Annotated in this window: 10 protein-coding genes and 1 pseudogene; 5 read left to right on the top strand and 6 right to left on the bottom strand. The window is 69.7% G+C overall.

Annotated elements, in window-relative coordinates:
• Positions 1-91 precede the first annotated feature (91 nt).
• Both ctaD and ACIREI_RS37050 read left to right on the top strand, forming a co-directional pair.
• A complete protein-coding gene (gene ctaD / locus ACIREI_RS37055; protein WP_403342684.1) occupies positions 92-1693 on the top strand; it encodes a cytochrome c oxidase subunit I in 1602 nt (533 codons plus the stop codon).
• Positions 1690-2013: a hypothetical protein gene (locus tag ACIREI_RS37050; protein ID WP_403342681.1), complete on the top strand. Its 324-nt coding sequence runs from the start codon at positions 1690-1692 to the stop codon at positions 2011-2013. Before ctaD ends, ACIREI_RS37050 begins: the two co-directional genes overlap by 4 nt.
• Positions 2014-2020: 7 nt before the next feature.
• Here ACIREI_RS37050 and ACIREI_RS37045 read toward each other — a convergent pair.
• Positions 2021-2542, bottom strand: a pseudogene (locus ACIREI_RS37045) (RICIN domain-containing protein); the annotation flags it as partial.
• An 83-nt stretch (positions 2543-2625) separates the two neighbouring features.
• Between ACIREI_RS37045 and ACIREI_RS37040 the strand changes: the two are divergent.
• Positions 2626-3837, top strand: a complete 1212-nt coding sequence (locus ACIREI_RS37040; protein WP_403343149.1) for a glycosyltransferase — start codon at positions 2626-2628, stop codon at positions 3835-3837.
• Between the two features lie 62 nt (positions 3838-3899).
• On the opposite strand, the gene ACIREI_RS37035 is transcribed toward ACIREI_RS37040, so the two are convergent.
• Positions 3900-4562 (bottom strand): TetR/AcrR family transcriptional regulator, encoded by a 663-nt coding sequence (locus ACIREI_RS37035; RefSeq protein WP_403342679.1) that lies wholly within the window; start codon positions 4560-4562, stop codon positions 3900-3902.
• Positions 4563-4758: 196 nt separating this feature from the next.
• On the opposite strand from ACIREI_RS37035, the gene ACIREI_RS37030 reads away from it, so the two are divergent.
• On the top strand, positions 4759-6009 hold the full coding sequence (locus ACIREI_RS37030) for a YncE family protein (protein ID WP_403342677.1): 1251 nt from the start codon (positions 4759-4761) through the stop codon (positions 6007-6009).
• 23 nt (positions 6010-6032) lie between these two features.
• Here the strand turns inward: ACIREI_RS37030 and ACIREI_RS37025 are convergent, their stop codons facing one another.
• The 4 genes from ACIREI_RS37025 to ACIREI_RS37010 form a co-directional block, all read right to left on the bottom strand.
• Positions 6033-7232, bottom strand: a complete 1200-nt coding sequence (locus ACIREI_RS37025; RefSeq protein WP_403342674.1) for a glycosyltransferase — start codon at positions 7230-7232, stop codon at positions 6033-6035.
• Positions 7229-8017: a MerR family transcriptional regulator gene (locus tag ACIREI_RS37020; protein WP_403342671.1), complete on the bottom strand. Its 789-nt coding sequence runs from the start codon at positions 8015-8017 to the stop codon at positions 7229-7231. Before ACIREI_RS37020 ends, ACIREI_RS37025 begins: the two co-directional genes overlap by 4 nt.
• A 76-nt stretch (positions 8018-8093) precedes the next feature.
• Entirely contained in the window at positions 8094-9953 is a 1860-nt protein-coding gene (locus tag ACIREI_RS37015; RefSeq protein ID WP_403342668.1) for a cellulase family glycosylhydrolase, read from the bottom strand.
• Between the two features lie 165 nt (positions 9954-10118).
• The gene (locus ACIREI_RS37010) at positions 10119-12125 is read right to left on the bottom strand and encodes a GTP-binding protein (protein ID WP_403342666.1); all 2007 of its coding nucleotides are present in this window, start codon (positions 12123-12125) and stop codon (positions 10119-10121) included.
• 80 nt (positions 12126-12205) lie between these two features.
• Here ACIREI_RS37010 and ACIREI_RS37005 point away from each other — a divergent pair, with 80 nt between their 5' ends.
• The gene (locus ACIREI_RS37005; protein ID WP_403342664.1) at positions 12206-12799 is read left to right on the top strand and encodes a tyrosine-type recombinase/integrase; all 594 of its coding nucleotides are present in this window, start codon (positions 12206-12208) and stop codon (positions 12797-12799) included.
• Positions 12800-12997: the final 198 nt, after the last annotated feature.

Below are 12997 nucleotides of genomic sequence, written 5' to 3'. Positions count from 1 at the left end.
CGGCACCCTGGGGATCGTCACAGCCGTTTCCGTGATTCTCGTCGCGTCCCTGAAGTGTGACGGCCGGGCGGGGCGCGGACACAGGCGGGGCATGAGGCACCTCAAGTGGCTGACGACCACCGATCACAAAACAATCGGAACGCTCTATCTGGTCACGTCGTTCGCGTTCTTCTGCGTCGGTGGCGTGATGGCGCTCTTCATGCGCGCCGAGCTCGCCCGGCCTGGTCTGCAGATCATGTCGAACGAGCAGTTCAACCAGGCGTTCACGATGCACGGCACGATCATGCTGCTGATGTTCGCGACGCCGCTGTTCGCCGGCTTCGCGAACTGGATCATGCCGCTGCAGATCGGCGCGCCGGACGTGGCCTTCCCCCGGCTGAACATGTTCGCCTACTGGCTGTACCTGTTCGGCTCGCTCATCGCGGTGGGCGGCTTCCTCACCCCGCAGGGCGCGGCCGACTTCGGCTGGTTCGCCTACGCCCCGCTGTCGGACGCGGTCCGCAGCCCGGGCATCGGCGCCGACATGTGGATCATGGGTCTGGCCTTCTCCGGCTTCGGCACCATCCTCGGCTCGGTCAACTTCATCACCACGATCATCTGCATGCGCGCGCCCGGCATGACCATGTTCCGCATGCCGATCTTCGTGTGGAACGTGCTGCTGACCGCGGTGCTGGTCCTGCTGGCCTTCCCGGTCCTGGCGGCCGCGCTGTTCGCGCTGGAGGCGGACCGCAAGTTCGGCGCCCACGTCTTCGACGCTGCCAACGGCGGGGCGCTGCTGTGGCAACACCTCTTCTGGTTCTTCGGCCATCCAGAGGTGTACATCATCGCGCTGCCGTTCTTCGGCATCATCTCCGAGGTCATCCCGGTCTTCTCCCGCAAGCCGATGTTCGGCTACATGGGTCTGATCGCGGCGACCATCGCGATCGCGGGTCTGTCCGTGACGGTGTGGGCACACCACATGTACGTCACCGGCGGTGTGCTGTTGCCGTTCTTCTCCTTCATGACGTTCCTCATCGCCGTCCCCACCGGCGTGAAGTTCTTCAACTGGATCGGCACCATGTGGAACGGTTCCCTGAGCTTTGAAACACCCATGCTCTGGGCCCTGGGATTCCTGGTCACCTTCGTATTCGGCGGTCTGACCGGCGTCATGCTCGCCTCACCCCCACTGGACTTCCCGACGTCCGACACCTATTTCGTCGTGGCGCACTTCCACTACGTCATCTTCGGCACGGTGGTGTTCGCGATGTTCTCCGGCTTCCACTTCTGGTGGCCGAAGTTCACCGGCAGGATGCTCGACGAGCGCCTCGGCAAGATGACCTTCTGGACGCTGTTCATCGGCTTCCACGGCACCTTCCTGGTGCAGCACTGGCTGGGCGTGAACGGCATGCAGCGCCGGATTCCCGACTATCTGGCGGTGGAAGGACTCACGACGCTCAACACCCTGTCGACGGTCTTCTCGTTCGTGCTCGGCGCGTCGCTCCTGCCGTTCTTCTACAACGTCTGGAAGACCGCGAAGTACGGCGAGAAGGTCGGGACGGACGACCCGTGGGGATACGGCCGCTCATTGGAATGGGCGACTTCCTGCCCTCCCCCGCGCCACAACTTCCTGACGTTGCCCCGCATTCGGTCCGAGTCCCCGGCGTTCGACCTGCGGCACGCTCCCGCACCGGAGAAGGAGTTGACGGCACTGTGAGCATCACGGACGAATTCCTGAACGACATCGAGGGGCATCTGCTGCTCGCCGCGACCCGCGAGGAAGGCCGTACGGCCGCCGCACGATTCAGCGCCCCGCTGCAGTGGCTGACAGATCGTCAGCGAAGCGAGGTGGAGCGGCGGTTCGAGGCGGAATACCTCGTACTCGCCCGCGCCTCCTGGCAGCACACGGCGGTGCGTGCCGGAAGGCTGCGGGCCGAGTACGAGGCGAGATACCGCGACCTGCGGCGCCGTCTGCTGGCCGGCTGGCTGCTGACCTGCGCCCTGGCTCTCGGTGTCCTCGTCGTGTGCCTCGCCTAGGCCGGCGCTACGACACCGTCCACTTCTGGTTGCTCTGGCCGTTGCAGGACCAGAGCACCAGCTTCGTGCCGTTGGCCGTGGCAGCGCCGTACGCGTCCAGGCAGAGACCGGCGTTGACGTTGGTGAGGGTGCCGTCGCTGTTGAGGTTCCACTTCTGGTTGTTCTGGCCGTTGCAGTCCCAGATGACGACCCGGGTGCCGTTGGTGGTGCCGCGGTCGTAGGCGTCGAGGCACTTGTTGCCGTACACCACCAGTTCCTTGCGGGTGCTGTTGTACTGCCAGACCTGGTTCTGGCCGCCGGTGCAGTCCCACAGCTGGGCGTCGGTGCCGTTGGCGATGGTGTTGTCGTTGATGTCGACGCAACGGCCGGACTGGGTGCCGGTCACGAGGCTCCCGTTCTTGCCCGGCAGCGGCCTTACGACGATGCCGTCGAGGGTCGGCGCGCCGGAGAAGGAGATCGTGTTGGTGCTGCCCTTGACGAGGGAGACGTTGACGGAGAAGCCGCGAGACGGCGAAGTCAACGGATGGGACGGACGTGAAGTCCCCGTCGCCCACGCGCTCTTCGCTCTGCGAGCGGGACGCCGCCATACTGGCCGACGTGCGCGTAGCCATCATGACGGCGGGCTCCCGGGGCGATGTGGCCCCCTACACCGGACTCGGACACGCCCTGTCCCGGGCCGGACACGAGGTCACCCTGGTCACGCACGGCTGCTTCGAGCGGCTGGTCGCCGGGTCGGGCGTGCGCTTCCATCCGATGCCGCTGGATCCACGGGCGGAGTTGGAGTCGGCGCGCGGCCGCAGGCTGCATCGCAGTGCGACCGGCGTCGGCAAACTGGTGCGCGTGGTGGGGATGGCGCGGACCCTGGCCGGCCGGATGACGGACGACATGCTGGCCGCCGCCCGGGCCAGTGACCTCCTGCTCCTGGCGGGTTCCACCGCACCGCTGGGGCAGGCCATCGCCGAGGGCCTGTCACTGCCCTGCATCGACCTCCCTCTGCAACCGCTCGCCCCCACCCGGGAGTTCGGTCCGCCGATGCTCGGGGGCCACTCCTGGGGTGCCCTCGGGAACCGGGTCGCCGGGCACGGCGTGAACCTGGCCATCGAGCGGGTCTTCTCGGCGGCCGTACCGGACGTACGGGCACGTCTGGGGCTCTCGCCCGGCAGGGCGCGCGGTACCCGAGCGGGCCGCGTGCTCCACGGTTTCAGCCCCCTGGTGGTGCCCCGGCCGCGCGACTGGGGTCCGGACCTGGAGGTGGCGGGTTACTGGTGGCCGTACGACGGTGAGGACCGACTCCCGCCCGAGCTGCGGGACTTCCTGGACGCGGGTCCGCCGCCGGTCTTCGTGGGCCTGGGCAGCGCGACCGTCCCGGATCCGGAACGGCTGAGTGCCGAGGTCGTGGGCGCCCTGCGGGGGGCCGGGCTGCGCGGGGTGATCCAGCGGGGCTGGGGTGGCCTCGAGGCCGCCGGGGACGACGTACTGACCATCGGCGAGGTGCCGCACTCCGCGCTGTTCCCGCGGATGGCCGCCGTGGTCCACCACTGCGGCGCGGGCACGACCGGCGCCGGGCTGCGCGCCGGGGTGCCGGCCGTTCCGGTACCGGTTCAGTTCGACGAGGGCTTCTGGGCCGCTCGCCTGGTCGCGCTCGGCGTGGCGCCCCGCGCCGTGCCGCTGCGGAACTTGACGGCCGAGACGCTGGCAGTCGCCCTGCGGCAGCTGACCGGTGATCCGTCCTACGGCCGTCGCGCCCGGGCCCTGGCCGACCGACTGGGCGCCGAGGACGGCGTGGCCCCGGTCCTCGATGCGGTGAACCGCCTCCAGGGCTGAGCGCGTTCGAGCGGGCGGGCCAGCCACGCCGGAGCACACCCCGACGGTGCCGGCACCCTGCGTCAGGGCCCCGCATGCCGCGGGTCGGCCGGCTGGAGGATGCCGAGGAGGAGGCGGACGAGTTCGTCGACGACCTCGTCGAGGGTCGCGTCCACCCAGCCCGCGCTCCAGTCGTGCAGCAGCCCGTTGACGCTGCCGATGAACGCGGTCGCGGCGAGCCGGTAGTCGCGGGGCACCGCCTCGCCGCGGGTGACGGCGGACGCCGCCTCGGCGCAGACGAGGTCGACCCAGCCGGCGCGACGGGCGAGGCGCTGCTCCTCCAGGCGAGGGCTGACGCCGATGATCTCGACGAAGGTGATGCGGATGCGGCGCGGGTCGGAGGTGACGTTCGCGGCGTACGCGCGGAAGATCTCGGTGGCGCGCTCGGCGAGCGGAAGGTTCTCCGCTCCGGCCACCGCGGCCAGGACGGCCTCCTCCGCCCACGCGTTGACCTGGAGGTGCAGGGCCGCCAGGACGTCCTCCAGCGTGCGGAACTCCTCGTAGAACTGACGCGTCGACAGGCCCGCGGCCTCGCTCAGCGCCGCGACCGTCGTGCCCCGGTAGCCGGGGCTGTCGCCGAACAGCTGGAGCGCGGCGTCGAGGAAGCGGCGCCGCCGCTCGGCCTGTCGCTCCTCGGCCGACTTGCCGCCGTAGCGACCGGTGGGCGCCTTGAGCCTGCCCGCCACGCTGTCCTCCCACCGCCTCGCCGACCCGACGGCCAATTTTGTCGTGTACGCAGTCTTGTGGAGAAGGGCACCCCCTCCTTACTTTTCAGTAAGTTGATTCTGAAAGCACCTGTGTTCAGATTCTCCGTGCTCCGGCTTCACCCCCGTTCTCGGTATGCCCCACTCCTGACGCCCACCTCAGAGGAAGAGAGCAGTCATGCCTGCCATCAGACCCAGGCACCTGTGCTCCGTAGCCGCCGCCCTCGCCCTGACCGTGACCGCCCCCGCGACCACCGCCACGGCCGACTCGTCCGCCGCCGCCCTGCGTGAGGTGCTGTTCGTCGGCAACAACTGGGACGGCACCGCCGATGTCATCAAGTCCTCCGGTGACTTCGCGAAGATCGGCCGTATCGACGTCATCCCCGACAAGGACGCGCGGATGGCGGAGATCAACGCCGATCCGATCAAGTGGATCTACTTCATGGCGATCCGCAACAGCGTCGGCGAGGGCCACGACCAGTTCGTCGACGACATGTACTCCACGCCGGACGGCACGTCGATGGTCGTCTCCCGGCCGAGCTTCGCCGACGTGGTCTCCATCGACCTGGCCACCGGTGACATCAACTGGCGCTTTGCCGTGTCCGGTTACCGCGCCGACCACATGGCCGTCTCCCCCGACGGCAAGCGGGTCGCGGTGTCGGCCTCGACCTCCAACACCGTGCATGTGCTGGACATCGTCTCCGGTAAGGAGCTGGGCAAGTTCGCCACCGGCGACAAGCCGCACGAGAACATCTTCACCCGGGACGGCAAGTACATCTACAACATGGCGATCGGCGACGTGAACACGCAGACCGACGCCCCGTGGCTGGACTGGACGAAGGGCGACCGGCGCATCACCGTCGTCGACGCGACCACGTACCAGCAGGTCAAGGTCATCGACATGCGTCCGGCCCTGGACGCGATCGGCCTGACGGACCACTCCGACGCGGTCCGGCCGGCGGTGCTCTCACCGGACGAGTCGAAACTGTACTTCCAGGTGTCGTTCTTCAACGGCTTCTTCGAGTACGACCTGGCCACCGAGAAGATCACCCGCACCAAGACCCTGCCGAAGAACCCGGCGACCAGCGACGACCGCACCACCTTCGTCAACGACTCGCGCCACCACGGCCTTTCGATGAGCCCCGACGGCAGCAAACTGTGCGTCGCGGGCACGATGGACGACTACGCGACCGTCGTCAACCGCACCACCCTTCAGGAGGGCCCGCTCGTCACCGCCTCCAAGCCCTACTGGGCCACGGTCAGCGGTGACGGCAAGTCCTGCGTGGTCTCCGAGAGCGGCACCGACCAGGTCACGGCCATCGACTTCGCCACCGGCAGGAAGCAGGTGTCCGTCCCGGTCGGCGACCACCCGCAGCGGGTCCGGCTGGCCCATGTACCGGCCGACTGGACCAGCCCGCCGGCCGGCTGATCAGCCCAGGGCCAAAGCCTTGGTCAGCCCAGGGCCTTGAGCACCGCACCCACCCCGTCCTCGGTCGCCATGTGCCGCGCGGCGACCGAGGCGGCCCGGGTGTACGTCTGCTGCCGTACGGCCCGACCGAGCGCGTCGGCGAGCCGTTCGGCGGTGAGGGAGGCGAAGGGGATCGGGTCCGTGGCCGCCCCGATCGCGGCCAGCCGCCCGGCCCAGAACGGCTGGTCCGCCGTCACCGGCACGGCGACAGCGGGGACCCCGGCGCGCAGAGCCGCCGCCGCGGTGCCCGCCCCGGCGTGATGGACGGCCGCGGCCACCCTGGGGAACAGCAGCTCGTGCGGTACGTCGCCGATCGTCAGGACGTCGTCGCCGTCGGCCGCGAGTCCGGCGCTGCCCTCCTGGAGGATCCCGCGCAGCCCGACACGGCGTAGCGCCTCGACGGCGATCTCGCTCAGCCGCTCACCGTGGCCGCCCGCCATGCTGCCGAAGCCGATGAAGACCGGGCGCGGCCCGGCCGCGAGGAAGTCCTCCAGATCCGCGGGCAGTCGGCGCTCCGGGCCGACGTACGGCCACCAGGTACCGACGACGTCGAGTCCCGCGCGCCAGTCGGACGGACGCGGCACCAGCGCCGTGCTGAAGCCGTGCAGGAGGCGCCAGTTCGCCCGCTCCTGCCGTCGGCGCATCCCGCGGGCGCGGAGCGCGGGCAGGTCGAGGCGGCGGCGCAAATCGGTGACGGCCTCCGCGTAGACGCGGTCGGCCATGCGCAGCGCGAAGCGTCCGGCGGTGCGGTTGCCGAGGCGGCCCAGGGAGCGGGTTCCCATGACGGTGGGTGGGAAGTCGCCGGTCGGGGCCGTGGGTTGGAGGTAGGCGCCGATCGTCGGGATGCCCGTGGCCTCGGCCAGGTGCCAGCCGAGCGGTGCGGTGGTGGCCGACAGCAGGAGCAGGTCCGTGCCCCGGTCCACCGCGTCGGCGAATCCCCGGCCGAGCTCGGTGACGAACGCGGCCGCGGTGCGCATCAGTTCGCGTCGGTTATCCACTGCGCCCGGGGATGGCGGGCGGGTGGGCAGACTCCTGAATTCCAGGCCCGCCTCCCCTGCCTGCGGCGCGAAGGCGTCGGTCGTGGCAAGGGTGACGTCGTGCCCGGCCTCGCGCAGGCCTGCCCCCAGCCCGGTGTACGGCGCGACGTCGCCGCGTGATCCGGCGGCGGCGATCAGGATCCTCATCTGTCCTCCTCACGGTCCGCCCGGCGGGCCGCGTTCGCGTGGACGGCCTTGCAGAGGTAGGCGGCAAGGCCCGGCCGCTGCTGCGACGGCGGTACGACGAGCGCGAAGGCGCGCGGGTCGGCGGCGAAGTCGTCCGCGATGCGCCGGTGCATGTCGGGCGGGCAGGTGGTGAACCAGCGGGCTATGTGCAGCCGGTGCTCCTCGGCGAGGTCCATGGCGCGCTCGCCGTCGACGGGCTCCCCGTCGTCGAAGGCCGCGAGGAGTTCCGCGCGCCAGGCGGCGGCCTCGCCCATGAGCTGCCGCCAGTCCTCCTTGGTGTGTGCGGCGGCGCGCGCCATCGACTCGCGCTGCCCCGCCGAGTCCTGCCACTTGAGCTGTGCCTCGGTGGCGTAGCTCAGGTCGAAGCCGATCTCGCCGAAGACTTCGAAGCGTTCGGCGGGGGTCAGCTCCACGCCCGTCCGCTGGACCTCGATGGCCTGCTCGGCGACCTCGGCCAGCCGCTGGAGCCGGCCGATCTCCTCGCTCAACTGCCCCAGCCGGGCCCGGAGATGCTCCAGGGCGTTCGCCTGCGGGTCGGCGAGGATCTCGGCGATCTCGTCGAGGGAGAAGCCCAGTTCGCGGTAGAAGAGGATCTGCTGGAGTCGGGCCAGGTCGGCCTCGCCGTACAGCCGGTAACCGGCGCCGCTGCGGCCACTGGGCGAGAGCAGTCCCGCCCGGTCGTAGTGGTGCAGCGTGCGCACGGTCACCCCGGCGAAGGCCGAGACCTGTCCCACGGAGTAGCTCATTCACCTGCCCTTTCGTCGGGCTACAGAGTGCGGCCTGACGTAAGGGGAGGGTCAAGCGGCGTTGGCTGTACGGCTCCTATCCGACGGTCCGCGCGGCCCACGCGGAGAGCTCGGCCCGGGCGGCGTTCAGCAGGGCTGTCGAGGGACTGCTCGCCCCGTTCGTCACCAGCGCGTAGTGCAGGGCGCCGGAGTCCGAGTCGGTGAGGAGCAGGCGGCGGCTGCCCGTGCCGCCCGGTTCCGCGGCCACGCCGATCGGGGTCGTCGAGGTGTACGACGGCGGCGCGTACGCCGTGCCCAGGTCGGAGACCACGGTGGTGGACCCGGTCGGGAAGCCGGCCGGGAGGTGCAGTTCGGTCGGTGCCGTGCCGCTGTTGGAGCGCCACACCAGCAGCCCGTACTGTCCCGACCCCACCAGCTGTGCCACGTTCGGCAGCGAGCTGGGCACCGGGTTCCAGGTCAGGGTCGTGTCGCCGTCCCGCGAGCGGTCCTCGTAGGTGAAGGCGACCGTCGTACCTGACGTGGCGCTCGGGTAGAGGCGGTCCAGCAGCCGGGCGTCCTGCCGCAGCACCGGCTTGCCCGAGTCGTCGAGGCGTACGGCGGACAGGTCCTCGTCGTTCCAGGCGTCACCGGCGGTGAGGACCTTGTCGGGGTTGTCGTTCATCAGCTCGTGGTGGCGTCCGTTGTAGATGTCCCACTGCCACTGCGAACCGGAGAGCACCGGGCCCGAGCCGGCCGGGTTCGACCACCAACTCGCCCCCGGGACGCGGGAGTCGAGGGCCTGGTACATCGCCTTGAGGACGGTCGGCGCCTTGTCGGAGACCGACCCGGCCAGCGGGTGGCCGAACTCGCTGACGATCGCGGGCGTCTTCGCGGCCGAGGCGCGGTCGCGGACGGTGCCGAAATCACCGGCGTACTGGCCGTCGGCCGCCTTGCCCCACATGAAGACCCCCGAGATGGCCTTCTGGTCGTAGAAGTGGGTGTTGAAGACGTACCGCGGCCCGAGCGTGCCCGCGTCCAGCAGCCCGCCCTCCTGCTTCTGGAAGTCGATGTTGGCGTTCCAGAAGAGGTTCGGCTCGGCGAACAGCGGCTTGTCCTGCCAGCCGGCCGCGTCCATGCGGGACCGGAACTTCTCGTAGAACGGCCACAGGACGTCGCGTTCCCAGGTGCGGCTGGTCTGGCCGGAGTCGTAGGTGCCCGCGTGCGGCTCGTTGTACGGGTCGAAGCCGACGACACCCGCGAACTCGGCGGCGGAGACGTTCTGTTTGACGTACGTCATCGTCTTCTGGGCGGTGGCCAGGAAGGCGTCCTGGAGGCCGTACTCGTTGTGCCAGAAGTCGTAAGACGCCTGCTTCACGGCCTCGTTCTGGGTGATGTTCTGGCCCCAGAACAGGCAGATCCCGCAGTTCTCGTCCGGGTAGTTCCCCAGGTCGACGGCCCACTTGGGGGCGCCGTCGCCCGTGTACCAGCTGTCCGGATCGAACAGGTGGCGGGAGTAGAGGTCCTGGTGGAAGTCGGGGTAGACGCGGATGCCCGCGTCGAGGAAGGCGCGCATCTGGGCGGTGGCGGCGGCCAGGTACGTGGTGTCGACCTGGCCGCGTACGGGTTCGGCGTAGGCCCAGGACAGCAGGAAGCGGATCGAGTTGCCGCCGCCGAGGGCGCGAAGCGCGGTGGCGGACTTCTTGGCGTCGGCGACCGAGGCGAAGGGCAGGCCCTTGTTCTCGGCCAGCTTGGTCTCGCCGGAGACGTTGTAGCCGCGCAGTACCACCTCGCGGCCGTTTCCGTCGGTGAAGCGGCCGTTCTGGACGGTGAGGGGCGTTTCGTCGAACCAGAGGGAGTCGGGGAGGGTGGCGGCGGTGGCGGGAGTGGGGCCCGCCACCGTCAGGGATCCGAAGAGGACGACCAGGACAACGAGCAGACGCGTCCGGATATTGGGCATGTCCACTACAGTCCGGTGATTTCAGGACACAGTCAACACCCCTGACTCTGGAGTAAGTTCCGTCTCGGCCATCACGCCGGTCTCGTCCCTATCCGGACAGATCGAGTACCTCACGAACCACCCGCCATCCGCACGAAGGCCGTCCCGCGCCCTCCCACCGACCTTTCAGCTGCCGACCCTGCGCGTCAGGTTCAACAGGTACTCCTTCCGGTTCAGCGGGTTGAGGTCGGTGCGCCGGCGCTCCGGGACCGTGTCCCGAGCCGCTGGGGCGTAGTGGTCGAAGACGCTCTCCAGCTCGCCCTCGCCGCGCGTCAGCCCCGGCAACTGCTGCTCCAGCTCGTGCACATGGGCGGCGGGCACCGATCCCTCCAGCACGCAGAAGGCGTCGCGGGTCTGCGTGGTCTGCGGCACCGCGCGCAGCCTGGTCAGCACCGGCAGCAGGGCGGCCAGGGTGTCGGTCGGGGCCTGGATGCGGAAGCGGTGCATCGGCTCGTGCACCTGGGTGCCCGCCCGGCGCAGGGCCTCCGTCAGGACCAGCGGGGTCAGGCCGCGGAAGTCGTAGCCGGTGCTGGACATGCTCTTGTCGAAACCCTGGTGGGCGTGGCTCTGCCGGGGCGAGTAGCCGCAGTGGGTCATGGTGACCGTGCAGTCGGGGACCTGCCAGCCGTGCAGGCCTTGGCCGAGGGTCTCGCGGGCGGTGTCCTCGACGGCCTTGAAGAAGGCGTACGGCATGGAGCCGAGCTCCACCTCCAGCCGGAAGGCCACGCCGGATCCGACGGGCGCGGGGTCGACACGCAGGCCGATCGTCGCGAGGAACGGGTTGCCGTCCTTCTTGTTGAACTCGACCGCCGCGCCCGAGCCGACCGGCCGCTCGACGCACAGCGGTGTCGTCTCGCGGAAGGTGACGTCGAGGCCGAACTCGTCGGCGAGCGTGGCCTGGATGACCTCCTTCTGCACCTCGCCGTAGAGGGAGACGAAGATCTCCTGGCGCACCTCGTCGTGGCGCAGGTCGATCAGCGGGTCCTGTTCGGCGAGCCGGGTGAGTGCGCGGTGCAGGGCACGCCGGTCCGTTCCGTGGCCCGGGACGACGACGGTTTCGAGGGTGGGCGGGGCGAAGAAGTGCCCGTGCGACTTGCGGGGTTCGCCGAGGGCGTCGCCGGTCCTGATGTCGGTCAGACCCCAGAGCTTGGCGATCCGTCCCGCTGCCACCAGGTCGCTCCGGACGTCCGTGCCCTGGTCGAAGACGCTGATCGCGGTGATCCGGCCCTCGGTGCGGGTGTCGCCGAGGTCGCCGGTGTCGCTCGATTCGCGGGTCGCGCCGAAGCGGATGCGGTCACGGGTGCGCAGGGTGCCTGAGAACATCCGCGCGTACGCGACCTTCTCCCCCGCCGGGCCCCGCTCCACCTTGAAGACGGTCCCCGAGACCGGTCCGTCGGGGTCACCGCCGGCGGCGGGCAGCAGTTCCCTGATGCCGTCGATCAGCGCGTCGACGCCGGCGCCGGTGACGGCGGAGCCGAAGTACACCGGATGGACGAGGGCCTGCCGGGTCCGGTCGACGAGGGCGGCGTAAAGACGGTCGTGGGAGACCGCGTCCTCGACGTACGCGGTGAGCAGGTCGTCGTCGAGGTCGGCGAGGACGTCGAGCGCGGACGGCCCGAGTCCGGGCAGGAAGTGCGCGTCCCGCGTTCCGAGTGCGGTGGCCGTCCCCATGGGTACGACGGCGGCCGTCAGCCGTTCCGAGACGGCCCGCAGGACGGCGTCGTAGCGCGCACCCCGCCGGTCGATCTTGTTGACGAAGACGAGGGTGGGAATGCGCAGCCGTTGCAGTGTGCGCATCAGGACGCGGGTCTGCGGCTGGACGCCTTCGACGGCCGAGACGACCAGCACGGCGCCGTCGAGGACGCCGAGCACCCGCTCCACCTCGGCGATGAAGTCCGGGTGGCCGGGGGTGTCGATGAGGTTGACCGTCACGTCGTCCAGCGCGAAGGAGACGACGGCGGACTTGATGGTGATGCCGCGCTGCCGCTCCAGCGCGAGGGAATCGGTCTGCGTGTTCCCCGCGTCGACGCTGCCGATCTCGTCGATCACACCTGCCGTGTGCAGCAGGCGTTCGGTCAGGCTGGTCTTACCGGCGTCGACATGGGCGAGGATCCCGAGGTTGAGCAACTGCACGAAGCGTCATGTCCTTCGATGAGGGGGTCGTTCCTTCCTGGGGGGACATGAACGCAGTGCGCATGGCTGCTCCTCTGTGCGTGACGACGGACCTGCGCAGTTCAGCAGGACCGGCCCCGGTCAGGCAAGGGATTAACGCTCACCGAACCGCTGTCGCGGCGCACTCCCGCTACGGGCCCGGCAGCGGCGCCCTGTGGCGTGCAATCAAGGCTGCCGGCAGCGACGAGCTCTGCGTCGTCATCGACCTCATGCACGGCTGCGGCCACCGAAACGGGGAGGCTTACGCCGCCAATCGGGAGCGGATGGTCGCGGACGACGTCTACCGCATCACTGAACAGATCGAGGGAGAGACCCGCCAGCGAGCCCCGCTCAAGCATCGCAAGCCCGGGGAGTTCCGCGAGACCCCCATGCCCTGGACCGTCCGTGAATCGCTCCTGCGATACGAAAGGAAACATGGCACAGACATCAACGGATACTTCCTCCGAACCCAGCGGTCCGCGTACTGGGCGCACACGGCCCTCGATTACCACTGGGGCGTGGCGAAGAAGAGGGCAGGCATTGCGAGGAGGCTGACCGCCTACTCCTTGCGGCACTTCTTCGCATCCAACTGCCTGGCCAAGGGGATACCCATCACAGACGTCGCCGAGTGGATGGGCACAGGGACATCAACATGACGTTCAAGATCTACCGCCACCTCATGCCGGCCTCGATCGGTCGAGCGGCCCGCCTCCTCAACGAAAGCCTGTAACACGCGGAAGGGGGGGGGGGGGGCGCCCCCCCCCCCCCCCCCGCCGGGGGTTTTTGGGGCCCGGCCGGGGGCCGCGAGATGGGAAAAAAAAACCCAACCCAAACAACCCAACGCGACGCGGGGC

The sequence above is a fragment of the Streptomyces sp. NPDC093591 genome, from assembly GCF_044764885.1.
Classification (GTDB): Bacteria; Actinomycetota; Actinomycetes; order Streptomycetales; family Streptomycetaceae; genus Streptomyces.
Note: the sequence above shows the minus strand (reverse complement) of the source record. Positions and strands in the feature narration are given on the sequence as shown.

Bases quoted from the DNA above. Each gene is read 5' to 3' on its own strand.
- ctaD (WP_403342684.1), top strand. From the start codon at position 92: ATGAGGCACCTCAAGTGGCTGACGACCACCGATCACAAAACAATCGGA.
- ACIREI_RS37040 (WP_403343149.1), top strand. From the start codon at position 2,626: ATGACGGCGGGCTCCCGGGGCGATGTGGCCCCCTACACCGGACTCGGA.
- ACIREI_RS37030 (WP_403342677.1), top strand. From the start codon at position 4,759: ATGCCTGCCATCAGACCCAGGCACCTGTGCTCCGTAGCCGCCGCCCTC.
- ACIREI_RS37025 (WP_403342674.1), bottom strand. From the start codon at position 7,232: ATGAGGATCCTGATCGCCGCCGCCGGATCACGCGGCGACGTCGCGCCG.
- ACIREI_RS37020 (WP_403342671.1), bottom strand. From the start codon at position 8,017: ATGAGCTACTCCGTGGGACAGGTCTCGGCCTTCGCCGGGGTGACCGTG.
- ACIREI_RS37015 (WP_403342668.1), bottom strand. From the start codon at position 9,953: ATGCCCAATATCCGGACGCGTCTGCTCGTTGTCCTGGTCGTCCTCTTC.